This is a genomic window from Aquificaceae bacterium (genome assembly GCA_037481935.1).
Classification (GTDB): Bacteria; Aquificota; Aquificia; order Aquificales; family Aquificaceae; genus Pampinifervens.
This window is the reverse complement of the sequence record JBBFKQ010000001.1, coordinates 110,501-136,706: the sequence shown is the minus strand read 5'-3', so window position 1 is coordinate 136,706 and position 26,206 is coordinate 110,501. Positions and strand designations below refer to the sequence as shown.

Genomic DNA, 26,206 nt, shown 5'->3' with positions numbered 1-26,206 from the left:
GGGGCTTTTAGTGTAAAAACAAGGTCTTTAAAGTTATGGCTTATGGAATAGAATTTATGAGAAAGTTCAGGAGGCTGAGATGGCTTTGGTGAGTTCTGTGCTTTTTTTTATCCATGTGCTCTTATTCTTAAACCTTTTATGGGCAAAGGAGTTCAGGAGACCGGAGCAGGCACTGTCTCAGATATACCCCGGCTCCCAGATAGAGGTCAGAAACATAACTCTCACCAGAGAGCAGGTGGAGGAGGTTCAGAAGATATCGGGCGCAAAGATGGAGTCAAGGCTTGCCTCCTGGTATATAGTCAGAAAAGGCGGGCAGATAATAGCCTACGGCTATGTAGACATGCACAGGGTCAGAACCCACCCCGAAGTGGTGCTCTACACGATTACTCCCGACGGCAAGCTTGATGTGGTGGAAGTGCTCGCCTTTTATGAGCCTCTTGAATACATGCCAGAAGACAACTGGCTCAGGCTCTTTGCAGGCAAACAGCTCTCAAAAGACCCCGTAAGGCTTAGAAGGGACATACCCAACATAACTGGGGCAACCCTGACCGCCAGAGCCATAACGGACAACGCCAGAAAGGTGCTTGCCCTCTGGCAGGTGCTTTTTGGAGTGCAGAGGTGAGATTTTTTGTATCCGCAGACATAAGAAGGAATAAACCTCTATACTATGCGGTTATCTTTTTTCTCCTTTTTACAACTCTTTTCTGGCTGGCTTCCTGGCTTCACTTTTACTCCAAATATGGCTTTTCTTACAACAGCCTGGTGAAATACTTCTTCATGGACCCTGAGTTTCCTGAAAGGGTTTCTCTAGCTCAGATTTCTGAAGACTTCCATGTGGGTGTGTTTCTTCATGGCTTTATAATACTGACGCTTTCTTCTGTCTTTTCCCTTTTTAATTCAAACAGCGCTTTTAAAAGACTTCTGGTGTTGCTGGTCAGTATTTCTGCTCTTTCTTACCTTTCTGTAGACTTCTTAATATTACTACTGAATGCTTTCTGGGTTGTATGGTTAAAGCTTTTCTTTTTTGTGCTCTATCAAATTCTACTAGCAATAATGCTGATATACACAGGATGGAAGCTATCTTTTGGTAACATGAAACCTCCAAAGGTCTCTATGTTAAAAGTCCTTAGCCTGCTTTTTTCCTTTTTTTCCATTTTTTTTATTCTTTCTAACTTTGTGAACTTTCACGCAAAGATGGGTTTTGGAGTTCAGGGAATAAGAGATTACTTCTTGGGCAATCCGGAGCTTTTTCTAAAGCCCAAAAGCTTTGAGGGTGTTTTCAAGGTTTTCTACCCCCATATTCTGGCTATGGCCCTTTACTCTCTTGCTCTGATTCATCTGCTACCTTTTGCGGGTGTTGACAGGAAAAAAAGTATTACGCTTGGCCTTTTTGTTTTTCTTTTCTCCTTTCTGGATAATTTTTCAAGTCTGCTACTCCTGTATGGGGGTTCGCCTTTTGCTTATCTGAAGTTCATGAGCTTCTGGTCTTTTCAGCTATGTGCCCTTTTTGCTTCAATTGTTCTCCTTGTGGCTTCTGTTAAAAGGGAGGGATACACAGGGCTTCATCTCTGAAAGTTACCCTTACCCATGTCAATCTTTATGAGTTTTACAAGCTCTTCCAGTTCAATGTCTTCAGCGGAATCGACGCCGTATTTTCTGCTCAGATGTTCAAGAAACCTCTCCACGCTCACCCACCTTTTCAGCACCATGCCCTGAGTGACCAGTCTAAGAAAAGGCTCTTTGTCCTTTACCAGTCCAAGGTCATACAGAAACTTCTGGAAAAAGCGTGCGTAAAGAAGGTGAAGGACCGCATGCTCTATACCACCAATGTAGAGGTCTACAGGCATCCAGAACTCGGCCTTCTCCGGTGCGAAGGGCTTTTCTGAATTTACTGGGTCGCAGAACCTGAGGAAATACCAGCTTGAGTCAAAGAAGGTGTCCATGGTGTCCGTTTCTCTCCTTGCAGGTCTTCCGCACTTCGGGCAGATGGTATTGACAAACTCTGGCACCTTCTCAAGAGGGTTCCCATGTCCTGTTATCTCCACCCTTTCTGGCAGAAGCACCGGAAGCTGGTCTTCTGGCACAGGCACAGTTCCACAGTTTTCGCAGTAGACTATGGGTATGGGAGTGCCCCAGTATCTCTGACGAGATATGTTCCAGTCTCTGAGCCTGTAGGTAATCCTGAATTCTCCAAGACCCCTCTCTTTTAGCCACTGGGTGATGGCTTTCTTTGCGTCCAGAGAGTCCATGCCCGTAAACTGTCCTGAGTTTATGAGCACTCCCGGTTCTTCGTAGGCTCTGCCTTCCGGGAGGTCTCCTTCCCTGGGCTTTATCACGTGCCTGATTGGTAGTCCGTATTTGACCGCAAACTCGTAGTCCCTCTGGTCGTGGGCTGGCACACACATTATGGCGCCAGTGCCGTATTCGTATAGCACGTAGTTGGCGGTCCAGACGGGTATTTTCTCCCCTGTGGCCGGGTTTGTTGCATACACGCCCAGTGGCACACCTTCCTTTTCTTCTTCAATTCCCCTCTCCCTGGTGGACTTCTGCTTCATCCTTTCCACAAAGGCTCTCACCCTCTGGTAGTCTTCAGACTTCTTTGCCAGCTCAAGGGTCAGAGGATGTTCGGGAGCCAGCACTACAAAGGTTGCACCAAAAACCGTATCTGGTCTTGTGGTAAAGACCTCTATGGGGATGTCTTCCACGAAAAACTTGAGCACTGCTCCTTCAGACCTTCCTATCCAGTTCCTCTGCTGGGCTATCACCCGTTCGGGCCACCTACCCTCAAGCTCTTTTAGGTCCTCTAAAAGCCTCTCCGCATAGGCGGTAATCTTCAGATACCAGGAGGGCACCTCTCTTCTCACTATGGGAGTGCCACACCTCCAGCACCTTCCATCAACTACCTGCTCGTTAGCAAGCACCGTCTCATCGTTGGGACACCAGTTTACCTCTGCAGACTTTCTGTAGGCGAGCCCATGCTCGTAAAACTTCAAAAAGAGCCACTGGTTCCAGCGATAATATTCAGGACTGCAGGTGGCGATTTCCCTGCTCCAGTCGTAGGAAAAGCCAAGGCTTTTGAGCTGCTTTTTCATGTAGGCTATGTTCTGGTATGTCCAGTTTGCAGGATGAAAGCCATGCTTTATGGCGGCGTTCTCTGCAGGTAGTCCAAAGGCATCCCAGCCCATGGGATGGAGGACAGAATATCCCCTGAACCTCAGAAAGCGTGCAATAGCATCCCCAATGGTGTAATTTCTCACATGCCCCATGTGAATCCTGCCTGATGGATAGGGAAACATCTCAAGCACGTAGGATTTGTTTCCTTCCTCTTTTGATGCAAAGGTCTTCATGTCTTCCCATATCTTCTGCCATTTGGCTTCTATCTCTTGCGGTCTGTAGTCCATAGTTCATATTATAATTTTTCAAAACTCAAAGGAGCGTGTCATGGAAGAACAACTTTACGCAGTCCCCTTCAGTCTTGTAGGCTTCTTCTTCACCAGCAAGCCCGTGGAGGAGAGCATAAGGGGAGACCTGAGTCCCGAAGAACTGGAAAAGCTACAGGAAATCATAAGCAGATTTCTCTTCACCGAAGGCATTCAGGTTGCCCTCTACCCTTCTGTAGTTCCTCCAGACCAGGCAGAGGATGCAGTTGAGGAGCTTGAAGATATGATATTTGGTGAAGAGGAGGAAGAATGACAAGGGCCGTTATCTGTGGTGCCCTCGGCAGGATGGGAAAGAGTATTCTAAAGTTGTCCCTTGAATATACGGACTTTCAGGTGGTTGCGGGGGTGGAACATCCAGACTGCGTGAGGTCACAGGACCTGGGTGAAGCATCCGGAATAGAAGAACTGAAAGGTCTTCCTCTTACTTCAAGGCTTGAAGATGTGCTTGCCCTGTGTGATGTGGTTATAGAATTTTCGGGGAACACTACAGCGGCCATATCCCATGCAAAGCTCTCAGCCCTTGCAGGAAAGGGGGTGGTTATCGGGACAACGGGCTTTAAGGAGCAGGAGCTTGAAGAACTCAAACCCTATTCAGAGCGTGGCCCCATACTACTCTCTCCCAACATGAGCCTTGGTGTAAACCTGCTTTTCAGACTTGTGGAGTTAGCCGGCACTGTTCTTAAAAACAGGGGCTTTGATGTGGAGGTGCTTGAAATTCATCATCGCTACAAAAAGGATGCGCCCAGCGGGACTGCCCTCAAGCTTGAAGAGATACTTGCTCAGGCGATGAACCTGAGCAGGAAGGTGCACGGAAGAGATGGAATAACACCAAGGGAGGCTGGAGAAGTTGGGGTTATGGCTCTGAGGGGTGGAGATGTAGTGGGTGAACATACTGTCTACTTCCTGGGCTATGGTGAAAGGATTGAGCTCACTCACAGAGCGACATCAAGGGACATATTCGCAAGGGGTGCCATTGAGGCAGGAAGATGGATAAAGGGCAAGCCTCCAGGCTGGTATTCCATGTCTGATGTTCTGGGGCTATGAGCTTTTATGAGACCATAGACCGCATAACGGCGGATGCAGGCATAAGGGTAAGAGCCCATAGCCTCGAAGAGCTTCTGTGCAAGAGCATACTCGCTACCTTCAACGAGATGACGCCCATAGAGGCAGTTCGACCGGAGGAAGAGAAGATAGTTGAGGCCTCTTCAGAGCTGCCCTTTCTTCTTCCGGACATAATAAACTCGGCGATTGTCCTCCACGAGGCGGAGCTCTTCGTAGCGTCAAAATGCGAAGTTCTTGAGCTGAAAGAAGACTACGCCAGAGTAAGGCTTCTGGGCGAGAGGTTTGACCCTGACAGGCACGAATCTAAGCTCGTGATAAAGGCGGCAACTTACCACGACCTTAGGGTGGAGAGGGAAGGAGACCTGTGGGTGGCGGAGGTGATATTTGATATATGAGAAAGTACCTTGAACTCACCAGGTTTGAACACACCATCTTTGCCCTTCCTTTTGCGCTCGCAAGTATAGTTCTGCTCTATCAGCAGATGCCTTCTCTGTGGAGGCTTTTCTGGGTTCTTCTTGCCTTTATAAGCGCCCGCACTGCAGGAATGGCCCTCAACAGGCTCATAGACCTACCAGCAGACCGGCTCAATCCACGCACAAGGGGGTGGGTTCACGCAAGGGGTGAGGTTTCAGAGGAGAGCATAAAAAGGCTCGTGCTCCTGTCCTCAGGGCTATTTGTTTTTTCCACACTCATGATTAACCTATATGCCTTTCTTCTATCACCTGTAGTTCTCTTTCTCCTCTGGTTCTACCCCTATGCAAAAAGGGTCACATACTATCCACATCTTGTGCTTGGATTGGTCTATTTTCTGGTGCCTCTGGCAGTGGATGTTTCCTTCAATGAGCGTGTATCCCTCAATGCCATAATCCTTGGTCTTGCCATGGGCTTCTGGGTTGCGGGCTTTGATGTGCTGTATGCTCTTCAGGATTATGACTTTGACAGAAGCTATGGCTTGAAGTCCATACCGGTAAGATATGGAATTGAAAAAGCTATCTGGTTTGCCAGGTTTTTTCACGCTCTCACTTTTCTTTTCCTGCTGGTGCTTATGTTCAGAGTTGATTTTTTGGGCGTTTTATACCTCCTTGGGCTTCTTGCAGTGGCTGGCTTTCTCTACTACGAGCATTATCTTATAAAGCCTAACGACCTTTCAAAGATAAACAAAGCTTTCTTCACGGTGAACGGCTACATAAGCCTTGTGTTTTTTGTAGTTGTCCTGCTTGACAGGCTTCTTTAGAGGCTGACCTGCTGCATTAATTCCTTTGGTATATCAAAGTTGGCTATTACCTCTTTAACATCATCAAGGTCTTCCAGAGCATCAAGCAGCTTAAGCACCTTTTTTGCTGTTTCTGAATCCTGAACCTGAACAAGTGTATTTGGCTTATAGGCTATCTCTGCCCTTTCTATCTGAAGCCCCATGGACTCAAGGGCTTCTTTAACTGAGTACAGCTCCTCAGGATTTGTGTAAAGGGTATAGGCAACCTCTCCCGCTTCAATATCTTCAGCACCAGCCTCTATAGCCTTTTCATAAATCTCCTCCTCGCTCATGCCCTCCCTTGGCACTTCAATGATTCCTACCCTGTCAAAAAGAAAAGAAACACATCCAGAAGAGCCAAGGTTTCCCCCGTGCTTTGAAAGCACGTGCCTTACCTCGGAGGTTGTTCTGTTCCTGTTGTCTGTGAAGGTGAGTATCATAAGAGCCACACCGCCTGGGGCATAGCCCTCATACAGCACTTCTTCATAGTTTTCACCACCAAGTTCACCAGTTCCCTTCTTTATTGCCCTTTCTATAGTATCTGTGGGCATGTTGACCCTTCTGGCATTTTCTATGGCGGTTCTTAGCCTGGGGTTCGTTTCAGGATTTGGTCCTCCTTCTCTAACTGCAACGGTTATCTCACGGATTATTTTTGTGAATATCTTGCCCCTCTGTGCATCTATCTTTGCCTTCTTGTGCTTAATCTGCGCCCAGTGACTGTGTCCTGCCATGTTAAATATTATAGCCCGGTTTGTGGTATAATATCCATACACACAATATACAGGAGGTAAAAAATGGACCTGGAGCAGAGGATAAAAGAAATAATAGCAGACCAGCTTGGTGTTGAAGTGAGCAAGCTAAATCCTGGAGCTAAGTTTGTGGAAGACCTTGGTGCAGATTCTCTGGATGTGGTGGAGCTTGTGATGGCTTTTGAAGAAGAATTTGGCATTGAAATACCTGATGAAGATGCAGAGAAGATAAGAACTGTAGGGGATGTCATGGACTACCTCAAGGAGAGAGTAAAGGGCTGATGCGCCGCGTTGTGATAACAGGTCTCGGGGCTGTAACCCCCATAGGGACCGGTGTGGAGAAGTTCTGGGAAAATCTTGTGGCTGGCGTAAGCGGTATAGATACAATAAAGAGGTTTGACCCTGTTGAGATAGGGCTTTCCGTTCATATAGCAGGTGAGGTTAAGGATTTTGACCCTGAGAAATACTTTGACAGAAAGGATGTTCAGAAGGTCTCAGATTTTATAAAGTTTGCAGTTGCTGCTTCAGAAGAAGCCATAAAGGATAGCGGAATCTTAGAGAGCAAGGTTGACCCATACAGAGTGGGCGTGATAATAGGCACTGGCATAGGTGGGCTCAGGGACATAGAGGAACAGCAAAAGGTGCTTATGGAAAAGGGTCCCAGGAGGGTTTCTCCCTTCTTCATACCCTACGGCATCTCCAACATGGCAAGCGGCCTTGTGGCCATAAGGTCTGGCTTTAAGGGACCAAACTACTGCGTGGTATCCGCGTGTGCCACGGGAAACCATGCCATAGGTGATGCCATGAGACTCATACAGAAGGGGGACATTGATGTGGCAATAGCCGGTGGATGCGAAAGCGCCATAACTCCTCTGGGTGTGGCTGGTTTTGCTTCCATGAGGGCGCTTTCTACGAGGAACGATGAGCCCCAGAAAGCTTCAAGACCCTTTGACAGGGACAGGGATGGCTTTGTGATGGGTGAGGGTGCGGGAATTCTTGTGCTGGAAGAATACGAGCATGCAAAGGCACGAGGTGCAAGGATATACGCAGAGCTTGTGGGCTATGGTGCCACCGACGATGCCTATCACATAACAGCGCCCTGTGCGGACGGTGAGGGTGCCTACATGTGTATGAAGCTTGCCCTTGAGGATGCAGGAGTAAGACCTGAGGAGATAGACTACATAAACGCCCACGGCACATCCACACCACTTAACGACAAATCTGAAACCCTTGCCATAAAGAGACTCTTTGGAGAACATGCCTACAGGCTCAAGATAAGCTCCAACAAATCCATGATAGGTCATCTCCTTGGTGCTGCAGGGGCTGTGGAGGCGGTAGCAACAGTAAAGACCATAGAAACCGGCATTATACCGCCCACCATAAACCTTGAAAACCCGGACCCTGAATGCGACCTTGACTATGTGCCCAACAGGTCAATAAGCTATTCGGTAAATTATGCCCTTTCAAATTCCTTCGGTTTTGGTGGAACCAATGCCTGTCTCCTCTTTAAAAGACCTTGAAGACCTTCAGAAAAGGCTGGGCTATACCTTTAACAACTCCGAGCTTCTAATTCAGTCCCTCACCCACAAGTCATACGCCGGGGAGCATGGGCTCAAAAGCTATGAGACCCTTGAATTTCTAGGAGACTCTCTTATAAACTTCTTCGTTGTTGACCTTCTTCTTTCTGAATTTCCTGGGGCTTCTGAGGGTGAACTTGCCATGATGAAGTCCTACTTTGTCAGTGAAGACTATCTGCACGAGCTTGCGGAGGAGCTTTCCCTTGACATGCACATACTCTACGGAGGCAGGAGGAGGAACAACCATCTGAGTTCGTCGCTGATGGCAGACACCTTTGAGGCCCTCTGGGCTGCGGTATATCTTGACTGTGGCAGGTCTGCAGATTTCGTTAAATCTCTCTTTAACAACCTCTACAGGGAAAAGATAGTATCTGCTGTCAGAAGCAGAGACTACAAGAGGGATTATAAAACACTCCTTCAGGAAGAGACCCAGAGACGCTGGAAAGAGAGACCTGTATACCGTGTTGTAAGCACGGAGGGTCCCCATCACAGCAGAGTCTTTGAGGTGGAGTGCAGCATAAGGGAATTCAGAGCGACGGCAAAGGGGAAGAGCAAGAAGTCCGCGCAACAGCTCGCGGCAAAAAAGGTTCTTGAGCTTATCCTGTCTTCTGAAGGCTGAGCTCGTTTAGCCTTCTGTTAAACTCAATGCCCTGCTTTATTACCTCCCTGTAAACCCTGAAGGGAGTCAGTATGGCAAACATCTTCGGGCTTTCCTCTGCAACAAGGAGTATTTCATCCATTATGGTGATTATAAGCTCAAGCTTTGAATTTATTGAGTTCACCGCATCCAGCCTTTCTATCTCTCTTCCCAGCTCTTCCGGCAGCGTGGATAAGAAGGTTATGTCAAAGTTAAAAACCTCGTATATGTCGTATATGTGGTCCACGATCTCAGAAGTCTTGGTCAACAGGTCTGCTTCCACCTTGAGAACTATATCCCTGTATCTTCTGTATTCATCTTCAGAAAGGCAGGCTTCGGCAAGTAGATTCAATTCTTCCACATCTGCCCTTATTTCTCTAAGAACCCCTTCCAGCATCTGCATGTTAAGCCTTATAAGCCTGTCCTGCACCAGTAGAGCAGTCAGGACCGCCGACTTCTCCATGTAAGTCCTCCACGTAAATTATTCCCTTGTTCCTAAGTTCCTCACGGAAATCCTCTATTAAAATATAGCCCTGTTTTTCCAGAATTTCCTTAACCTTTGTGTTTATCCTCTCTCCATGTTTGTCAAGGTCAAAGAGGAGCACAACTTCTCTAAAGTCTTCTAGAAGGTCTGGAAGGTCTGACAGTCTTTTGCCCTCAAGGGTGAATACATTTTTAATTCCAAACCTCTGAAGAGCCCATCTGTCCCTTTTGCCCTCCACGAGGACAGCTCTGCCCTGAGAAGCTTCACGCAGTTTTCTTCTCCATTCCTCCAGCATGCTTTTATTATGGGTCTTGAGAAAAAGAAGGTCAAGGTGGTATAATATTTTCAACTTCATGGAAGTCATAACTGTCCCCATAGAGGAAGAGGTCAAGCAATCCTACATAGACTATGCCATGTCCGTTATTGTGGGCAGGGCTATCCCGGATGTGAGGGACGGTCTCAAGCCCGTCCAGAGAAGGATACTCTACGCCATGCACGACATGGGGCTTTATCCTGAAAAGCCCTTTGTCAAGAGTGCCAGAATTGTGGGTGCGGTGCTTGGATACTACCATCCGCATGGAGACCAGGCAGTCTATGAAGCCCTTGTGCGTATGGCTCAGGACTTCAACATGAACTATCCCCTCATAACTGGACAGGGAAACTTTGGCTCTGTGGACGGGGACCCGCCTGCAGCCATGAGATACACGGAGGCAAAGCTTTCCCGTTATGCGGTAAAGCTCCTCGAAGACATAGACAAAAACACGGTGGATTTTGTCCCCAACTTTGACGGCTCAACCTTTGAGCCCTCGGTGCTGCCCTCAAAATTTCCAAACCTTCTGTGCAACGGCACAAGCGGAATTGCGGTTGGTCTTGCCACTTCCATACCCTCTCACAACCTCAGAGAAGTATGTCAGGCTCTTATAGAGCTTGCAAAGAACCCTGAGCTAACCACCCAGGAAATCATGAAATACATAAAGGGTCCTGACTTTCCCACTGGCGGAATAGTGGAAAACTACTCAGAGCTGGTGGATTTTTACGAAAAGGGCAGGGGACAGGTGCGTATAAGGGCAAAAGCTCATGTGGAAAGGCTTCAGGGGGGAAAGGAGCAAATTGTAATAAGTGAGCTACCCTATCAGGTAAACAAGGCAGAGCTCATAAAACGCATGGCGGACCTTGCAAGAGAGGGAAGGTTAAAGGAAATATCCGATATAAGGGATGAGTCTGACAAAGAGGGCATAAGAATAGTGGTGGAACTCAAGCGTGAGGCAAAGGGTGAGAAGGTTCTTGAAAAGCTATACAGGCATACAGCCCTCAGAAAAAACTTCCCTCTGAACTTTGTGGTGCTGGTGAGGGGGGAGCCAAAGCTCCTTGGTATAAAGGCTCTCCTTCAGGAGTTTATAGGGCACAGACTGGAAGTTATATTAAGAAGGTCCAATTTTTACCTTCAGAAGGCAAAGGAAAGACTCCACATAGTGGAAGGTCTCCTCATAGCCCTCAAAAACCTTGACAATGTTATACAGGACATAAGGAGCTCCACAGATACTCAGGAAGCAAGAGAAAGGCTCATGAAAAATTACGGACTATCTCAGGCTCAGGCAAACGCAGTCCTTGACATGAGGCTTCAGAGGCTCACATCCCTTGAAAGAAGCAGGCTGGAAGAGGAGGAGAAGGAACTCAGACAGAAAATAGAGTATTACACAAGGCTGGTGGAGAAGGAAGAAGAAAGGATAAGGGTCTTTATAGAAGAGATGCAGGAAATTTCAAAATCTTACAGCACTCCAAGAAGAACTCTGGTTGAGGGACTTCAGACTCCAGAAGAGGGCAGTCTCACAGTGGTGGTATATGCCAGAGGAAGAGTCGTGCCTCTTGAAGAGATGGAAGAAGGCGAAGAGGTGGTAAACATTCTGGATGTGCCTTTCACCGACGGGCTCTTTATGGTCTCCGACAGGGGGAGAGTTTACTGGATAGCAGGCTCTCAGGCTCTCAGAGGAAGTATCCTGTCTCTGAAAGAAGCGGAAGAGAAGATAGTGGGCGCCTTTGTGCGTTCTGGTATGGAGGGAAGAATACTTCTTGCTACAGAAAAGGGCTATGTGAAAAAGATACCTCTTGTTGACTTTGAATACAAGTCTCAGGGAATGCAGATAATAAAGTTCTCTGAAGAAGATAGGGTTGTGAAGGTGGTTCAGGCTCCTGAAGAGGGGGACCTTTTGCTGTTCACATACAGGGGAAGGCTTCTGAGATTTCCTGTGGGCGAAGTTCCGCCTGCAACCACTGGTTCAAAGGGAGTTCAGGGAATAAGGCTTGAGGAGGGAGACAGGGTGGTGGGCATAAGGGCTCTGCGAGAAGCAGAAAACCTGCTGGTAATAACGGAGGATGGAAGTATCAAGAAGGTATCTCTGCAGGAAATCCCACAAAGGGGCAGATACACCAAGGGTGTGGAAATCCTTGGCTCCTCAAGGGAAAGGCTTTCAGATGTGGTGCCGCTGATAGGCTCCGTTGAGCTTATGCTTGTGAGCGGGGAAGGCAAGGTCTTTTACGACAGGATTGAAGAGAAAGACCTGCCTCTGAGCAGGCTTGACCAGAGGGCAAAGAGAAGGTGGGATCTGGAGGGGGACAGGCTCATAAGGGTGGTGGTAAAAGGATAGGGCAAACTCCCGTATATGTGAAAGGTCTTGACAAAGTAAACCGAAGTTATTACATTATAGAGTAGTAAAAACTAAGGAGGTGTGAAAATGGAAAAAGTCACTTTTAGAAACAATTCAGCATATGTAGATTTGCAGAAAATACCCATAGCTGCACTTTGTGCATATTCTAGTCTAGGCCACAGCAAATTGAAATACTTTGCAGAGATTAATTTGGGAAACTTAAATCGTTGTGTACCGCTTAGGAAGTTCGTTATTGAACTTCTTAAACGGAGTGGGAATAAAGTTAGCAGTTTTACTACGCAAGATGCGTGTATGGTTGCTGCACAGCTTGGGATAAGGGTGAAAAAGGTATAATATGAAAGTCAGTGAAATTTTTAGAATAAGAGGTAAGACAGTTGAAATAAGCTACGAAGACATAATAAGGTCTGCTCAGAAGGAATATGAAATCTATAAGGGAACAGATTATTTTGCCCTGGTAGAAGGTAGGCTGGTTCCAGCCAAGAGACTTGTGGAGGACGTGCTCACTTCAAAGGGTACAGGGCTCACTCTGCAGGACATTACCACCAAGTATGCGGTGGACATACTGAGAAAGTTTGATATACCTGTTATGAGAAAATCAGACGTTCTGAGGATGCTGGCGGGAAGTTTAAGCATTGGAGGCGATGCGGTTGAGGAGGAGAAGAAACTCTATTCTTCTTGACGCAAATGTGCTGGTTGCTTTCATAGACCAGAGAGATGCCCATCATGGGAGGGCAAAAGATGCCCTCCTTTCCCTTTCTGAAAATAAGGAACTTTCAATTCTTATACCGGTGCTTGGAGAGGCTTATTCTGTTATTGCGAGAAGATGTAGAGAAAGAGGTTATGACTGCAAAAAAGCCCTCCAAGCTATGAAATATATGGATGCCCTGCTTATAAAAGAGAATCCGTCACAGAACTATCACCCGAGGGTAGTGGATAGCATTCTGGATTTCCCAGATCTCAACTACAACGACTGGCTAATTATTCTGTATGCTCTTGATAATGGGATAGAGGTTTTATCCTTTGATGAAAAACTAAATCAGAAGATGAGAGAGCTTTCCGGTAGGTTATAATAAACATCATGCTTATAAGAGGAAAGGTCTGGAAGTTTGGAGACAACGTGGATACAGACCAGATAATACCAGCCAGATACCTCAACACCTCCGACCCCTACGAGCTTGCCCAGCATGTGATGGAAGACTCAGAGCATCCCGAGTTTGCAAAGGAGCACACAGAGGGTGACATCATAGTGGCGGGCAGGAACTTCGGTGCGGGTTCCTCTCGTGAGCATGCACCCATAGCCATAAAGTATGCAGGTGTTCCCGTAGTAATTGCCAAGTCCTTTGCAAGGATATTCTTCCGCAATTCCATAAACATAGGCCTGCCAATAGTGGAGGCGCCTGATGCTGTGGATGAGATAAGAGAGGGTGATGAGGTGGAAGTGGACCTGGAAAAGGGCATAGTCAGAAACCTCACCACTGGCAAGGAGTATCAGGCTACGAGGTTTCCAGAGACGCTGATGGCAATACTCAAAGCCGGTGGTCTTATGGAGTATGCCAAGGAAAAGCTAAAAGCCAATGGATAGACAAAGGCTCAAGGCTCTCATAAGGGAAAGGTCTTTGAGAGTCTCAGACCAGCCGGTCTTTAAACTATCCTCTGGAAGGCTCAGCAGATATTACATAGACCTCAAGCAGGTTACCTTTGACCCGGAGGGTGTGTATCTTCTGGGCAGGGTGCTTTATGAGAGCTTGAGAGAATTAAAACCCGATGGCGTGGGCGGACTTACCCTCGGTGCAGACCCCATAGCCTATGCAGTAAGCATGGTTTCATACCTTGAGGGAGACCCCATAAAGCCCTTTGTGGTCCGAAAAGAACCAAAAGCTCATGGCACTGGCAGGCAAGTGGAGGGGCTCTTAAAGTCTGGAGACAGGGTAGTGGTGCTGGAGGATGTGATAACCACCGGAGGTTCTGCCCTCAAAGCAGTTCAGGCGTGCAGAAGGGAGGGTTATGAGGTGCTCTGCGTGTATGCGGTGGTGGACAGAGAAGAAGGGGGCAGAGAAAACCTGCAGAGGGAAGGTCTTGAGGTTTACTCCCTTTTTAAACTTTCTGAGCTCCTGTAAAATAAGACTTTATGAAAGAGGAGCTTTAGCTTGTACCCAGCATGAGGCAGAGGCTTGAGAAGGAGCTTGACAGGGCGTGGGATTACGCAAGGGTGAGGATAAAGCTCTGGCTTGGAGATATGGAGAAGTCCTCTGAAGCTATAAGCTTTTTCTTCTATACCTTTGTAGCCTGCCCATACAGCCTTACCCAAGCACTTACCGAAAGCACAGAAGAAGACGAGGCATGAGCATACTTTTTGTATCTTCTCTTCTTCTTGCCGGCACCTTTCTGGGAAGTCTGCTCGCTGTGGTTTTCAGAAAGCCTTTTCTGAGCGTTGGCGTGAGCCTATCCTTTACAGGTGGGGTCATGCTGGTTGCTAGCTTTACGAGCCTCATACTGCCCGGGCTTGAGGTGGGTAGCTTTTTTGATGTAGCCCTTGGTATTGTTATGGGCTTTGCTGTTATGGCTCTTTTAGAAAACCTTGTTCCCCACGAGCATACTCTCAAGGGTGTGGAGGGTTTTTCACCTCAGAGAGTGGGCAGGCTCTACCTCATAGTGCTTGCAGTAATAATTCACAACATACCGGAGGGTCTGAGCGTGGGCATAGCCTCTGCTTACTCTCCAGAGAAAGGCATTGAAACTGCTATAGCCATAGCCCTTCAAGATGTGCCTGAGGGCTTCGTAGTCAGTCTTCCTCTCATGGTAATCACTGGTAAAATGCTCATGCCTCTGTGGGCTGGCTTTCTCAGCGGTCTTCTTGAAGCCCTCTTTGCCCTCGCAGGGTATGCCTTCTTTGAGGTTTTTAAAGGTTTTCTGGCAATGGGCCTTGGCTTTGGTGGCGGTGCCATGGTATACATAACCGCAAAGGAGGTTTTTCCAGAAGCTTATGCAGAGGGCAAACACACGCAGGTAACCCTCGCTTTCCTTCTGGGCCTTCTGCTCATGCTCTTTCTTGACACTTCACTTTAGAGCATCCTGCACCAGAACAGGTATAAGGTGCACATTGTGGCACCTGTAGCAATACTGACCTACTTCTGAAAGATGTCTGAAGACCACATCTCTGTTTACCTGGGGTGCGTTCAGTGCCTTTTGAAGGTTGTCAAGGGCGGCAAGATATTCCCTTCCTGCAAGGGATTCCACGGAAGCCTTTGATGTGTGGCACTTGGTGCACATGGTGTTTAGCTGCTTTGCCCTTTCAACAAAGTTATCTCCATGCTCTCTTGCTTTTGCAACTTCACCCTGAACCAGAAAGATTCTGAGAGACTTCATGGAATCTGAGAGCTTCTTCATGTAATCTCTGGTCTTTAAATTCTGAAGCTCCACAGGGTCTTCGAGGGTTATGTTATCATACCTCGGAAAATGGTAGTAGAGCTTTACAACTGCCTGATTTTCCTGATGACACTTGTTACAGGTCTGTCCCAGCTCCCTTGATGCTCTTATTACCGCATCCACATTCTTTGACTGAACAGCCCTTATGAGGCTATCCGCCAGTGCTGGCTTGAAGTAGTCTTTCCATTCAGGTACCATTCTTGCAGATTCTTCGTAAGTTCTTTTTAGCTGGTTTGCCCATTCAAGAGCCCTTTCCCATTTGCCTTCGTTGATGTTGAGAGTGATTCCATGAAAGGCTGTGCTCATGGTGTGCATGTTGGAAAGATACTCCATTTTTTGAGACTGGGGAGGATAGTATCTGTCCAGAGACTTTGGAGGTCTTTTCATGGTTATCTGCTGGGAAAAGGAGATTCCTGCAAGCAATGTTACCATAAGGGCTATATTTCTCATAGCTCCACCTCCTGAGTTTAAGCATAATTTTAGTAAGGACTCATGGGATTTCAACCTTATAAGCTTATGGCTATTCCTTTAAAATTCTATACCATGCATGTTCTGCTTGTGGGTCTTGGAAACATGGGAAACAAGTATTTCTGGAAGCTGGAACAGCTTGGTGAAAAGCTTGTGCTGTGTGATATAGACCCCACAAAGGAGAAAAAGCCCTACCCCTTCTATTGTCATTTTGGTGATGTTCAGGAAGAGCTCAAGTCGGTAATAGTGGCGGTCAGTCCCGAAGAACACGCAAAAATAGCGGAGAGCTTCTTGAAAAGGGGTATACCCGTTCTCCTTGAAAAACCTCCAGCCCTGAGCTCTGAGGAGTTTACAAAAATAGGAGATTATCCCTGTCTTTACATATCAGAGGTGGAGAATTATTCCGTATGTGTCAGCTTTTTGAGAAAGCCCAGGAGGTTTCTCAGAATAGAAAGGTTTGGAAGGGGAAGAGGGTATATCTCACCCCTCTGGGACCTTGCCTGGCATGACCTTTACCTCCTTCAGAGGGTTTCTGAAGATATAAATCTGGAAGGGCTCCATGTAAAAGAAGGTGTCTGGACGCTTAGTGGCTATTTGGAGGGAGTCCCTTTCAGTCTCAGCGTGGCGTGGGAACATCCAGAGCCAAGAAGGATATGGAACATAGATGATGAGCTGATTCTTGATTTTGGTGAGGAAAAAGTCTACCAGAGGGGTGAGCTCCTGACGGAGGAAAAGAGGGACAAGCTCAGGCTCATGCTGGAGGACTTCCTGAGGGGAAGTTATGACACAAAAAGCGTGGAAAGGGCTTACAGAAACCTAAAACTTCTTGAGAGCCTTTCTTAGTCGTATTTTTCCTTCTTTATCTTTTCTCTGTCCACCCTCAGCTCGAGGAGCATGCTGGCTATGTCTTCCACAAAGTTGGGAGGTCCACAAAGATAGTAGAGGTTAGTGGGTATGTCTTCCACTTCTTTCAATAGCATATCCGGGTTTATCCTTCCTGTGTATCCCTTCCAGTCCGGTGGATGTGACCTTGTGAGCGTGTGCACCACCTTAATGTTGGAACGCCTGTCCATTCTCTCCAGTTCTTCCCTGTATATTATTTCCTCGTAGTGGGTGTTGGAATACAGAAGCGTTGCCTTCACATGCTCAAGTCCGGCTGAGACTATGTATCTGAGAATGCACATGAGCGGAACAATACCGCTCCCCGCACCTATGAGAACTACACTTGTCCCCATCTGTGGAACCCAGATAAACTTTCCGTAGGGTCCCTTTATAAGAAACTTATCTCCCTCCCTCACGCTCTCCGTCAGATAAGCGGAAGCTCTTCCATCGGGCACCCTTTTTATGGTAAGCTCAAGTGTTTCCTTCTGCGTTGGAGGGCTTGCTATGGAGTAGGCTCTTTTGAGAAGCTGCCCCTCAAAGGGCACGTTCAGCATCACATACTGACCGGGGTAAAAGTCAAAGTCCACATGCCCTGTGTCAAAAACCAGAGTCTTTGTGGTGGGTGTTTCCTGGATTACCCTTATCACTTCTGCGTTGAATTCTTTTATGGGCTTTTTCTCAAGATCCATCAGGTCCTCCTGAGTGCAGGAAACAGAATTACTTCCCTTATAGAGTCCACATCCGTCAGTATCATTACAAGCCTGTCTATGCCTATTCCTTCACCTGCGGTGGGCGGCATTCCATATTCAAGGGCGGTTATAAAGTCCTCATCCATCTGCATGGCTTCTTCGTCCCCCATCTCCTTCTCTCTCAGTTGCTCCAGAAATCTCTCCCTCTGCTCAAAGGGGTCATTGAGCTCCGTGTAGGCGTTGGCAAGTTCCTTTCCTGCCACGAAGAGCTCAAACCTTTCCACAAGGTCAGGGTCTTCTCTGTGTGTTTTGGCAAGGGGTGAAAGTATTTTGGGAAAGTCAAGCACAAAGCAGGGTCCCCACAGCTCATCCTCCACCAGCAGGTCAAAGACCTTGTCAATGAGCTTTGCATGAGTAAGGCTTTCTGCCTTCGGCACTCCTATCTCCTTCGCCAGTTTTCTCAGCCCTTCTATATCTCTCAGAAAGAAATCCTTGTCCTTTCCTGTTTTTTCCTTCAGAAGCTCAAAGTAGCTATACCTCCTGTAAGGTGGTGTAAAGTCAAGCTCCCTGCCTCTGTAAAGCACTTTCAGGTTGCCCAGGGTGGAGAGAAGCACATGGGAAAGAAGCTTTTCCGTAAAGTCCATGAGGTCCCTGTAGTCCCAGTAGGCTGTGTAGAACTCCAGCATGGTAAATTCTGGGTTGTGGGTGGTATCCACGCCTTCGTTGCGAAAGTTTTTCCCAAGCTCGTAGACCCTGTTGAAGCCTCCCACCACAAGCCTTTTAAGATAGAGCTCAGGGGCTATCCTGAGATAGAGGTTCTGTTCAAGGTAGTTGTGGTATGTGATAAAGGGCTTTGCGTTGGCACCGGAGGCCACATGCTGAAGCACGGGGGTTTCCACTTCAAGAAAGCCTTCTGAGTTTAAAAAGTTTCTCAGCTCCTGAACAACCCTGCTTCTAATTAGGAATATGTTTCTTGCATCTTCGTTTGCCAGAAGGTCAAGATATCTCTGCCTGTATCGGACCTCCACATCCTTTATACCGTGCCACTTTTCTGGCATGGGGTGCAGGCTTTTTGAGAGTATCTGGAAAGTTTCCACCTCAACGGTAAGCTCGCCCGTGTTTGTCCTGAAGAGCTTTCCCCTCACCCCAAGTATGTCCCCCGTGTCCACAAGCTCTTCAAAGTCTCTGAAGGCTTCTTCTCCCACCACATCCTTTTTCAGGTATATCTGAATCCTTCCAGTGGCATCTTGAAGGTGACCAAATATGGCCTTTCCCATGCTTCTGAGAGTCATCAGCCTTCCGGCAATGGCCACCTCTTCAAAGCCAGGGTCAAGGTCGTATTCAGCTTTTACGGATTCTATTTCCAGAGCATCACCATCGTAAGGAGACGAATCATAAAGACAAAGTTTGCCCTCATACCTGCCGAGCCTTCCTCTCAGCGTGTATTCCTGCCCAACCTTCAAATCTTCCTGAGTTATGGCAAGCATTTCAACGCCTGAGAGGCTGGATAGCCTTATGAGATTACCTTCTTCAAGCTTTGAGGACCTTTTTACCACGCCCTTCAGTGTGATTTCTTTCCCCTCAGGGTGTTTCTCATACCTTTTCCTTATATCACCTATCTGTGCGCTCACCTCAAACCTGTAAGGATATGCCTGTTTTTTTTCTCTCAGCCTGCTCAGCTTTTCAAGCCTTGACCCTTCCATAGAAAAAGGATTATAGCACTTCTGAAGTATAATTTTCCCTATGAAAACTGGGCTGGTTTATGACAGCGTCTACCTTGAGCATCATTGGAAAGGACACCCTGAAAGCAAGGACAGGCTCATAGCCATTGTCCAGGAGCTTGAAAGGAAAGGCGTTTTAAAGGAGATGGTTCATATAAACCCGAGGAGAGCGTCAGCCCAGGAAGTAGCTCTCAACCATGACCCTGCCTATGTGCAGGAGGTGGCAGACTTTTGTTCTGCGGGTGGGGGTTATCTTGACCCAGATACTTACGCAGTGCCTGCCTCCTACGAGGTTGCCCTGTTTGCGGTTGGGGGTGTTCTTGAAGGTATTGATAGGCTCATAAGGAATGAAGTGGAGGCTGTCTTCTGTGCGGTAAGGCCTCCAGGGCATCATGCAGAGCATGCAAAGGCTATGGGCTTCTGTCTCTTCAACAACATAGCGGTTGGTGCCCACTACCTTCTCCAGAAGGGCTATCAGAGAATCTTCATAGTGGACTTTGACGCCCATCATGGCAACGGCACTCAGAGAAGCTTCTACGAGGATGACAGGGTCTTCTACTTTTCTTCACACGAATACCCCTTTTACCCCGGCACCGGCTCTTCGGAAGAAAAAGGTGCTGGTAAAGGCTACGGCTTTACCCACAATGAACCCCTTCCTGCAGGTGCCGGAGATGCAGAGTTTGAGAAAATATACGGAGAAGTCTTTCCAAAGCTCTTCTATGAGTATTCACCTCAGTTCCTTCTTGTTTCCGCAGGTTACGATGCCCACAGGGAGGACCCACTCACCTATCTGAATCTTTCCACAGAAGGCTTTGGGAGGGTTATAGAGCATCTTATTGATAACGCGAAAAGGCTTTCTGTGCCTGTGCTCTTTGCCCTTGAGGGGGGCTACAACCTGAAGGCCCTTTCTGAGTGCGTGAGCCTTACCCTGCAGAAGATGCTGGAGGCGTGAATGCTTAAGAAGGTAAAAAACTACCTCTTTCAAGCTTTTTCCTTTATACTGGTTGCTTATGGCTTTTACCTTCTCTTTCTCTTTTTTCTTGATACCATGCTGAGGGTAAACAGACCACTCGCCTACCCTTTTTCCGTTGCCCTCACACTTTTTCTTGTTACCCTCACCCTCTTATACTGGGTCAAGAAGAAGAGACTGCCCCTGTAAAGTCTCTGTACCAGGCGTAAAAATCTTCGGTAAAGTATATTACCCTTTTCTTCTTGAATTCTCTTGTGGAGAAAAGAACCCTGTAATCTTTTAGGGAAGCTTCATATGCTATTTTCCTTATGAGAGCCTTTACCTCTTCTCTGTCCCTTCCGTGCACCATAGAAAAGAGATTATACTTCCAGACACTGTTGGTAGTGCGTTCATAGCAGTGTGATACACCTCTGAAGCCTGCTATAAACCTTCCCACCTCCTCAACCCTTTCTTTTTCCACATTCCACACGGCCATTCCGTTGGCGGTAAAGCCAGCCTTTCTGTGGAAAAGTATGGCACCTATCCTTCTGAGAATACCTCTTTCTTTAAGGGAGCTCATAAGTTCAATAAGCTCTTCTTCTTCCATATCAAGTTTATCTGCCCATTCAAGAAAGGGTCTTTTTACAAGTGGCATATCCTCCTGAGTGACTCTTACTAACCTAATCTCCCTATCTCCAAGTGGTTTGTAAATGAACTCCTTTTCTTCTACCTCTTCTCTTTCTTCAAGATTTTCGTAAGTTAGCCTGACTCCAATCTTAAACATCCTGATGGTCCTAAGTATCACAAAGTCTTTCACACCACCCATCTTCGCCATAAGTTTTACAGTATCCTCAAGTCCGAGAGGAGAATCTGGGGGGACCGCCAGCGTAAACCACAGGTTGAATTCATCTTCCCTCTCGTAGTTATGGCTTACACCTGGATGGGAGTTCACGAGAGCTGCCACGTCCTCCAGTTTCTCTGCTTGGACTCTGAAGGCGACAAGGGAAGAATCGTATCCAAGCATTCTTGTGTCGTATATGGGGGATATCTGTCTGATAACTTTCTCTCGCTTCAAAGTGTTAAGCACCTCAATGACTTCTTCCTCTTTCATACCGATTTTATTTCCAACAAGCAGGAAAGGTCTGTTAGTGATTGGTATTTCCTGTTGAACCTCTTTGAGCAGGCTTTCATATGTTTTCATGTCTAATTTTAAATATAAACCTCTGTATGTAACTGACAACTTACTTCTGTTTTTAGCCAGAAAAGAGAAAGGATGTATAATAATAATAGAGTCACCGGGCGATTAGCTCAGAGGTAGAGCGCCATCCTCACAAGATGGAGGTCGGAGGTTCGAGTCCTCCATCGCCCACCATTTACAAAATTTGAGTTGACAAAAATCATACTACTCATATTTTCATACTCAACAATCTCCTCACTGGAGGCGATTATGGAAACCCTCTATGACATTTACAGAAGGAGGGGCTACTCAAGAAGGGACTTTCTTAAGTCCGCCCTGTTGCTTTCCACTGCCCTTGGGTTGTCCTCATCCATGCTTACAGACGTAGTAAGGGCTCTTGAAACAAAGCCCAAGCCAGTGGTCATATGGCTTGAGTTTCAGGACTGTGCAGGATGTACCGAATCTTTTATAAGAAGCACGAGCCTTCTGCCTGCCGATGTGCTGCTTGACTATGTATCCCTTGAATACCATGAAATCTTGATGGCACCTTCTGGTTTTTATGCAGAGGAGTCAAAGAGGGAGGCAATGGAAAAACACAGAGGCAAATATGTGCTCATAGTGGAGGGCTCTGTATCTCCAGACAGAGGAGGTGCATACTGCACCGTGGCGGGCAGGTCTAATCTGGAGCTCCTGAAAGAGGCGGCAGAGGGTGCTGGTCTCATAATCGCAGTGGGTAGCTGTGCCAGCTGGGGAGGCATACCCCATGCCTATCCCAACCCAACAGGTGCAATACCCGTCAGTGAAGCCCTGAGAGGAAGGCAGGTGGTCAATATCCCGGGCTGTCCCCCCATAGGGGATGTGATGGTCTCAGTAATAGCGGGCTATGTGCTCACAGGGAAATCTCCAGAGCTTGACAGCATGGGAAGACCAAAAACCTTTTACGGTCAGACAGTCCACGACAGATGCTACAGAAGACCCTTTTACAACGCTGGCAGGTTTGCCAGCTCCTTTGACGATGAAGGTGCTAAAAAAGGCTACTGTCTCTACAGGCTTGGTTGTAAGGGTCCTGTGACCAGAAACGCCTGTGCCACCATAAGGTGGAATGGGGGAATAAGCTTTCCCATACAATCCGGGCATCCATGCTTTGGTTGTTCAGAGCCAGACTTCTGGGACAGGGGGATGATATATACCCCTTTGTCCGTGGTAAGCGGAGGCTTTGGCCTTAAAGAAGCTCTGGCTGGCGTTGCGGTGGGGACTGCGGTGGGTGTGAGTGTGGCATACATGAACAAAAAGCTCAGGGGAGGTAAGTAAGATGACCGATGTTGCCTTCTACGACTTTGTCAGAGGTCCACTTCTAAGGTTTGCCCTTTTTGTTTTCTTCCTTGGCATAGCCTACAGGTTCTTCAGGGTGCTTTTCCTTGGACTTCCTCCAGACTACGCCAAACCCAAAGGTAACCCCTACCTCATGGCTGTAAAGAAAATAGTCATAAAGCCTACCATGGGCTGGACTTTCAATGAGATATTTTCAAGGAGGGCCATCAACTTCATAGGTGGCTTTCTCTTTCATCTTGGCTTCATAGGTCTTACCTTCTTTGTCCCAGCCCATGCTCTTTTGTGGAAAGAGATTACCGGCATACCCTTTCCAGTCCTGCCAAACATAGTCTCCGACATACTTGCCTACGCAGCCCTTGGGTCTCTCATAGCACTCACGATGCACAGAGCTTTAAACCCTGTTCTGAAGCTCCTGACAGGCAAGGACGAATACTTTGCCAACTTCCTCATAGCCATGATACTCTTCACTGGCCTTCTTGCCACACGCTGGGCCGGGGGCGGTAGCTACATATGGCTTTTGTCCCTTCATATGTTTCTTGCAGACCTTCTTATCCTCTACATTCCCTTCAGCAGACTTTCTCACTTTGTCTACTATTTCCTCTCTGTGGGCTTTATGGGATGGAACGCAGGCAAGAGGGGCGTTTCCTTTTGAGGAGGTGAGCCATGGCAGTGCTTTCAAAGGAAGAGATAGGTCAGGAGGAGGTTGAAAAGTTCTACCAGTTCTGTAAAAAGAGCATCGATATGGAGGTGGCTTCTTACCTTGAAGCCTGTGTACGTTGCGGCATATGTGCGGAGGCATGCCTCTTTTACATGGGGGAGAATGTCTCTGGAAGGATAGACCCAACCCTCACACCTGCCTACAAGGCAGACCTCCTGAGGGAGATATACAAGGAAAACTACACACTCTTGGGAAGGCTTAAAAAGCTCTTTGGCTTTGGGGTCAAGATAAAACCAGAGGAACTGAAAGAGCAGGCAAGGCTTGCCTTTTACACCTGCACCAACTGCGACAGGTGCACAAAGGCATGCCCCATGGGCATTGACACACCAAGGCTTGTGAGCATAGTAAGGGGTGCTCTCACCCATGCAGGACTGACGCCAAAGGACCTTGCGGATGCCACCAACCTTTCAGTGGAAAAGGGCAGTCCCCTGGGCGTGGACACGCAGACCTTCCTGCAGAGGCTTGAGTTCATCTCCGATGAGTATGAGGTGAACATTCCTATAGACAGAAAGCCCTCCGAGTATCTTTACATTCCATCCTCCATAGAGCTTATGAAGTTCCCATCCTCTGTCGCCTCTGCGGCAAAGGTTTTGAATAGGGCGGGAGTCAGCTGGAGCATGTCCACAGTAGCCCACGAGGCCACCAACTTTGGACTTTTTGCCCAGAGCAGGGAGGTAACGAGGGAGATGCTCAGAAGGGTGCTTCAGGGTGCAAAGGACCTTGGCGTCAAATACATCATAGCCCCAGAATGCGGACACGCTTATCAGTCCATGAGGTTTATAGCACCAAACGTGTTTCCAGAAGAGTGGGACTTTGAAGTGCTCAACATCGTGGAGCTCATAGACAGGATGCTGACGGAGGGCAGGCTCAGGTTGAAGGGCAAGGTGCTTAAAGAAACTGCAACACTTCACGATTCCTGTCAGATTGGAAGGAGAGGAGGGGTTCTCAGAGAGCCGAGAAGGATACTCAAGGAGCTTGCGGAGGACTTCAGAGACTCAGTGCTCATTCCAGAACACAACATATGCTGCGGCGGGGGTGGAGGTGTGCTTGTGATAGGCGATGCGGACTACTACAGACAGAAGGCTTTTATATCCAAGATGACCCTCTTTGACAAGACAAAGGCAAGGACGGTAGTCTGCTACTGTGCCAATTGCATGCTCGCCCTTACAAAGAGCAGTCAGGAGCTTAAGAGAGATTACAGGTTTGTCAGCATGGTTGAGCTTGTGGCAGAAGCTCTGGAGGAAGAGACATGAAAAGGCTGGTGATTGACCCCATAACAAGGATAGAAGGACACCTCAGGATTGAGGCTGAGCTGGAGGGGAACAGCATAAAGTCCGCCTACTCCTCTGGCACCATGGTGAGGGGCATTGAGATAATTCTGAGAGGAAGAGACCCCAGAGAGGCATGGGCTTTTGCCCAGAGGATATGTGGCGTATGCACCACGGTGCACGCCTTTGCCTCCATAAGGGCTGTGGAAGACGCTCTGAGTATAAAGGTGCCGAAGAACGCCTCTCTCATAAGAAAGCTCATGATAGGGACGCTCTTTGTGCACGACCATGTGGTGCACTTTTATCACCTTCATGCCCTTGACTGGATAAATCCCGTTCATGCCCTGAAGGCGGACCCCGTAAAGACCTCCGAACTTGCCAGAAGCCTGTCCAGTTATGAGAAGTCCACACCCTCTTACTTTAAAGAAGTTCAGGAAAAGATAAGGGCTCAGGTGGAGAGGGGTCAGCTGGGCATCTTCAGCAAGGGATACTGGAACCACCCCGATTACAGGCTTCCACCAGAGGCAAATCTGATGGCTGTTGCCCACTACCTCGATGCCCTCAACTGGCAGACACAGATAGTTCAGCTCCACACCATTTTTGGGGGCAAAAACCCCCACCCCAACTTTGCCGTTGGTGGCATGCCCTCACCCATAGACCTTCAGAGCGACACAGCCATAAACATGGAAAAGCTCAGCAGGGTTAAAACCCTCATAGACCAGATGGCGGACTTTGTGGAAAAGGTCTATCTTCCAGACCTTCTTGCCATAGCCAGCTTTTACGGGGACTGGTTCCAAAAGGGGGAAGGCGTTGGGAACTTTCTGGTTCTCGGTGAGCCAGAAGGGGACTCCTACAGAGATGGCAGGTTCTTTATACCCCCCACCTTCATAAGGGACAGAAAGCTGCAGGCTTATGAAGATGTGGACTACTCAAAGGTGGAGGAGTATGTGACCCATAGCTGGTATAAATACTCTAAGGGCGACCAGATAGGGCTTCACCCCTTTGAGGGGGAGACTGTTTTAAACTATACGGGACCAGAGCCACCTTACGAATATCTCAACGTGGAAGGCAAATACAGCTGGCTGAAGGCTCCAAGATACGGAGGCTTGTCTGCTGAGGTGGGACCTCTTGCCAGAATCCTTGCCCTCTACGCGAGGGGATTGCCGGGTGTGAGAGAGATGGTTGACTCCTACCTATCAAGGCTTGGACTTCCCATTTCAGCCCTTTACTCCACCATGGGCAGGACCCTCTCAAGGGGTCTTGAGACCTACCTTTATGCTCATGCCATGAAGGGCTGGTATGCCCAGCTCATTGAGAACATAAAGTCTGGCGACACAAGAACCTTCAACGCAGAAAAATGGGAGCCCTCCACATGGCCCCGAGAGGCAAAGGGTCTTGGACTTATGGAGGCACCACGGGGCTCTCTTTCCCACTGGGTTCATGTAAAGGAGGGCAGAATAGAAAACTATCAGGCTGTGGTGCCCACCACGTGGAACGGCTCTCCAAGGGATGCAAAGGGACAGCCCTCACCCTATGAAGCATCTCTCGTAGGTCACACCCTTGCAGACCCCAGAGAGCCCCTTGAGATTTTGAGAACCATACACTCCTTTGACCCCTGCCTTGCCTGCGCGGTGCATCTGTATAGGGAGGAAGAGGAGCTTATTTCAGTAAAATTGCTGTAGCTCAGGGCACTTGAAAGCATAAAATTA

General features: G+C 47.9%; 32 protein-coding genes and 1 tRNA gene. 25 read left to right on the top strand and 8 right to left on the bottom strand.

Features of this window, described 5'->3' with window-relative positions; all coding sequences use genetic code 11:
* The first annotated feature begins 79 nt into the window (after positions 1-79).
* Positions 80-622: an FMN-binding protein gene (locus WHS43_00775; GenBank protein ID MEJ5338174.1), complete on the top strand. Its 543-nt coding sequence runs from the start codon at positions 80-82 to the stop codon at positions 620-622.
* On the top strand, positions 619-1,572 hold the full coding sequence (locus WHS43_00770; GenBank protein ID MEJ5338173.1) for a hypothetical protein: 954 nt from the start codon (positions 619-621) through the stop codon (positions 1,570-1,572). The genes WHS43_00775 and WHS43_00770 overlap by 4 nt, the downstream gene beginning before the upstream one ends.
* Here WHS43_00770 and leuS read toward each other — a convergent pair.
* Complete coding sequence (leuS, locus tag WHS43_00765) at positions 1,563-3,401, bottom strand: leucine--tRNA ligase (GenBank protein MEJ5338172.1); 1,839 nt, start codon at positions 3,399-3,401, stop codon at positions 1,563-1,565. The genes WHS43_00770 and leuS overlap by 10 nt on opposite strands.
* Positions 3,402-3,441: 40 nt before the next feature.
* Here leuS and WHS43_00760 point away from each other — a divergent pair, with 40 nt between their 5' ends.
* From WHS43_00760 to WHS43_00745, 4 genes are read left to right on the top strand one after another with little or no spacing between them, the layout of a single operon-like run.
* Positions 3,442-3,693, top strand: coding sequence for a hypothetical protein (locus WHS43_00760; GenBank protein ID MEJ5338171.1), 252 nt, complete (start codon positions 3,442-3,444; stop codon positions 3,691-3,693).
* On the top strand, positions 3,690-4,484 hold the full coding sequence (dapB, locus tag WHS43_00755; GenBank protein ID MEJ5338170.1) for a 4-hydroxy-tetrahydrodipicolinate reductase: 795 nt from the start codon (positions 3,690-3,692) through the stop codon (positions 4,482-4,484). The genes WHS43_00760 and dapB overlap by 4 nt, the downstream gene beginning before the upstream one ends.
* Complete coding sequence (locus tag WHS43_00750; protein ID MEJ5338169.1) at positions 4,481-4,897, top strand: archease; 417 nt, start codon at positions 4,481-4,483, stop codon at positions 4,895-4,897. Before dapB ends, WHS43_00750 begins: the two co-directional genes overlap by 4 nt.
* The gene (locus WHS43_00745; GenBank protein ID MEJ5338168.1) at positions 4,894-5,736 is read left to right on the top strand and encodes a UbiA-like polyprenyltransferase; all 843 of its coding nucleotides are present in this window, start codon (positions 4,894-4,896) and stop codon (positions 5,734-5,736) included. Before WHS43_00750 ends, WHS43_00745 begins: the two co-directional genes overlap by 4 nt.
* Here the strand turns inward: WHS43_00745 and WHS43_00740 are convergent.
* Positions 5,733-6,485 carry a YebC/PmpR family DNA-binding transcriptional regulator gene (locus WHS43_00740; protein ID MEJ5338167.1) on the bottom strand — a complete coding sequence of 251 codons (753 nt, stop codon included), beginning with the start codon at positions 6,483-6,485 and terminating at the stop codon, positions 5,733-5,735. The genes WHS43_00745 and WHS43_00740 overlap by 4 nt on opposite strands.
* 63 nt (positions 6,486-6,548) lie before the next feature.
* Between WHS43_00740 and acpP the strand changes: the two genes are divergently transcribed.
* Genes acpP through rnc form a run of 3 tightly spaced genes read left to right on the top strand, consistent with a single transcriptional unit; the run spans position 6,549 to position 8,699 of the window.
* Positions 6,549-6,785, top strand: a complete 237-nt coding sequence (gene acpP, locus WHS43_00735; GenBank protein ID MEJ5338166.1) for an acyl carrier protein — start codon at positions 6,549-6,551, stop codon at positions 6,783-6,785.
* The gene (gene fabF / locus WHS43_00730) at positions 6,785-8,023 is read left to right on the top strand and encodes a beta-ketoacyl-ACP synthase II (GenBank protein MEJ5338165.1); all 1,239 of its coding nucleotides are present in this window, start codon (positions 6,785-6,787) and stop codon (positions 8,021-8,023) included. The genes acpP and fabF overlap by 1 nt, the downstream gene beginning before the upstream one ends.
* Positions 7,995-8,699: a ribonuclease III gene (rnc, locus tag WHS43_00725; GenBank protein MEJ5338164.1), complete on the top strand. Its 705-nt coding sequence runs from the start codon at positions 7,995-7,997 to the stop codon at positions 8,697-8,699. The genes fabF and rnc overlap by 29 nt, the downstream gene beginning before the upstream one ends.
* On the opposite strand, the gene WHS43_00720 is transcribed toward rnc, so the two are convergent.
* Together WHS43_00720 and WHS43_00715 are read right to left on the bottom strand one after the other, a co-directional pair.
* Positions 8,677-9,180 carry a hypothetical protein gene (locus tag WHS43_00720; protein MEJ5338163.1) on the bottom strand — a complete coding sequence of 168 codons (504 nt, stop codon included), beginning with the start codon at positions 9,178-9,180 and terminating at the stop codon, positions 8,677-8,679. The two genes, rnc and WHS43_00720, sit on opposite strands and share 23 nt — an antisense overlap.
* Positions 9,122-9,556: a toprim domain-containing protein gene (locus tag WHS43_00715; GenBank protein MEJ5338162.1), complete on the bottom strand. Its 435-nt coding sequence runs from the start codon at positions 9,554-9,556 to the stop codon at positions 9,122-9,124. The genes WHS43_00720 and WHS43_00715 overlap by 59 nt, the downstream gene beginning before the upstream one ends.
* On the opposite strand from WHS43_00715, the gene WHS43_00710 reads away from it, so the two are divergent.
* The 8 genes from WHS43_00710 (at position 9,555) to WHS43_00675 (ending at position 14,933) form a co-directional block, all read left to right on the top strand.
* Positions 9,555-11,846, top strand: a complete 2,292-nt coding sequence (locus WHS43_00710; GenBank protein ID MEJ5338161.1) for a DNA topoisomerase (ATP-hydrolyzing) — start codon at positions 9,555-9,557, stop codon at positions 11,844-11,846. The two genes, WHS43_00715 and WHS43_00710, sit on opposite strands and share 2 nt — an antisense overlap.
* 87 nt (positions 11,847-11,933) lie before the next feature.
* Entirely contained in the window at positions 11,934-12,200 is a 267-nt protein-coding gene (locus WHS43_00705) for a hypothetical protein (protein ID MEJ5338160.1), read from the top strand.
* A gap of 1 nt (position 12,201) precedes the next feature.
* Complete coding sequence (locus WHS43_00700) at positions 12,202-12,546, top strand: hypothetical protein (GenBank protein MEJ5338159.1); 345 nt, start codon at positions 12,202-12,204, stop codon at positions 12,544-12,546.
* Positions 12,515-12,937, top strand: coding sequence for a PIN domain-containing protein (locus tag WHS43_00695; GenBank protein MEJ5338158.1), 423 nt, complete (start codon positions 12,515-12,517; stop codon positions 12,935-12,937). Before WHS43_00700 ends, WHS43_00695 begins: the two co-directional genes overlap by 32 nt.
* Positions 12,938-12,945: 8 nt before the next feature.
* The gene (gene leuD, locus WHS43_00690) at positions 12,946-13,449 is read left to right on the top strand and encodes a 3-isopropylmalate dehydratase small subunit (GenBank protein MEJ5338157.1); all 504 of its coding nucleotides are present in this window, start codon (positions 12,946-12,948) and stop codon (positions 13,447-13,449) included.
* Complete coding sequence (gene pyrE / locus WHS43_00685; GenBank protein MEJ5338156.1) at positions 13,442-13,984, top strand: orotate phosphoribosyltransferase; 543 nt, start codon at positions 13,442-13,444, stop codon at positions 13,982-13,984. The genes leuD and pyrE overlap by 8 nt, the downstream gene beginning before the upstream one ends.
* 41 nt (positions 13,985-14,025) lie before the next feature.
* Entirely contained in the window at positions 14,026-14,211 is a 186-nt protein-coding gene (locus WHS43_00680) for a hypothetical protein (protein ID MEJ5338155.1), read from the top strand.
* Positions 14,208-14,933 carry a ZIP family metal transporter gene (locus tag WHS43_00675; protein ID MEJ5338154.1) on the top strand — a complete coding sequence of 242 codons (726 nt, stop codon included), beginning with the start codon at positions 14,208-14,210 and terminating at the stop codon, positions 14,931-14,933. Before WHS43_00680 ends, WHS43_00675 begins: the two co-directional genes overlap by 4 nt.
* On the opposite strand, the gene WHS43_00670 is transcribed toward WHS43_00675, so the two are convergent.
* Positions 14,925-15,743, bottom strand: coding sequence for a hypothetical protein (locus WHS43_00670; protein MEJ5338153.1), 819 nt, complete (start codon positions 15,741-15,743; stop codon positions 14,925-14,927). The genes WHS43_00675 and WHS43_00670 overlap by 9 nt on opposite strands.
* Before the next feature lie 93 nt (positions 15,744-15,836).
* Between WHS43_00670 and WHS43_00665 the strand changes: the two genes are divergently transcribed.
* The gene (locus WHS43_00665) at positions 15,837-16,604 is read left to right on the top strand and encodes a Gfo/Idh/MocA family oxidoreductase (GenBank protein ID MEJ5338152.1); all 768 of its coding nucleotides are present in this window, start codon (positions 15,837-15,839) and stop codon (positions 16,602-16,604) included.
* Here WHS43_00665 and WHS43_00660 read toward each other — a convergent pair.
* Together WHS43_00660 and lysS are read right to left on the bottom strand one after the other, a co-directional pair.
* Positions 16,601-17,332: a ferredoxin reductase gene (locus WHS43_00660; protein ID MEJ5338151.1), complete on the bottom strand. Its 732-nt coding sequence runs from the start codon at positions 17,330-17,332 to the stop codon at positions 16,601-16,603. The genes WHS43_00665 and WHS43_00660 overlap by 4 nt on opposite strands.
* Positions 17,332-19,035 carry a lysine--tRNA ligase gene (gene lysS, locus WHS43_00655; protein ID MEJ5338150.1) on the bottom strand — a complete coding sequence of 568 codons (1,704 nt, stop codon included), beginning with the start codon at positions 19,033-19,035 and terminating at the stop codon, positions 17,332-17,334. Before lysS ends, WHS43_00660 begins: the two co-directional genes overlap by 1 nt.
* Before the next feature lie 40 nt (positions 19,036-19,075).
* Here lysS and WHS43_00650 point away from each other — a divergent pair, with 40 nt between their 5' ends.
* Both WHS43_00650 and WHS43_00645 read left to right on the top strand, forming a co-directional pair.
* A complete protein-coding gene (locus tag WHS43_00650; GenBank protein MEJ5338149.1) occupies positions 19,076-20,005 on the top strand; it encodes a histone deacetylase in 930 nt (309 codons plus the stop codon).
* Complete coding sequence (locus WHS43_00645) at positions 20,006-20,212, top strand: hypothetical protein (GenBank protein MEJ5338148.1); 207 nt, start codon at positions 20,006-20,008, stop codon at positions 20,210-20,212.
* On the opposite strand, the gene WHS43_00640 is transcribed toward WHS43_00645, so the two are convergent.
* Positions 20,187-21,203, bottom strand: coding sequence for an Lrp/AsnC family transcriptional regulator (locus tag WHS43_00640; protein ID MEJ5338147.1), 1,017 nt, complete (start codon positions 21,201-21,203; stop codon positions 20,187-20,189). The genes WHS43_00645 and WHS43_00640 overlap by 26 nt on opposite strands.
* Before the next feature lie 96 nt (positions 21,204-21,299).
* On the opposite strand from WHS43_00640, the gene WHS43_00635 reads away from it, so the two are divergent.
* From WHS43_00635 to WHS43_00615, 5 genes are all read left to right on the top strand, one after another.
* Positions 21,300-21,374: transfer RNA gene (locus WHS43_00635), tRNA-Val, on the top strand.
* A 75-nt stretch (positions 21,375-21,449) separates the two neighbouring features.
* The gene (locus tag WHS43_00630) at positions 21,450-22,490 is read left to right on the top strand and encodes a hydrogenase small subunit (GenBank protein MEJ5338146.1); all 1,041 of its coding nucleotides are present in this window, start codon (positions 21,450-21,452) and stop codon (positions 22,488-22,490) included.
* Position 22,491: 1 nt separating this feature from the next.
* Complete coding sequence (locus WHS43_00625; GenBank protein MEJ5338145.1) at positions 22,492-23,163, top strand: hypothetical protein; 672 nt, start codon at positions 22,492-22,494, stop codon at positions 23,161-23,163.
* 11 nt (positions 23,164-23,174) lie between these two features.
* Positions 23,175-24,482: a (Fe-S)-binding protein gene (locus WHS43_00620; GenBank protein ID MEJ5338144.1), complete on the top strand. Its 1,308-nt coding sequence runs from the start codon at positions 23,175-23,177 to the stop codon at positions 24,480-24,482.
* Entirely contained in the window at positions 24,479-26,179 is a 1,701-nt protein-coding gene (locus WHS43_00615) for a nickel-dependent hydrogenase large subunit (GenBank protein ID MEJ5338143.1), read from the top strand. The genes WHS43_00620 and WHS43_00615 overlap by 4 nt, the downstream gene beginning before the upstream one ends.
* Positions 26,180-26,206 lie beyond the last annotated feature (27 nt).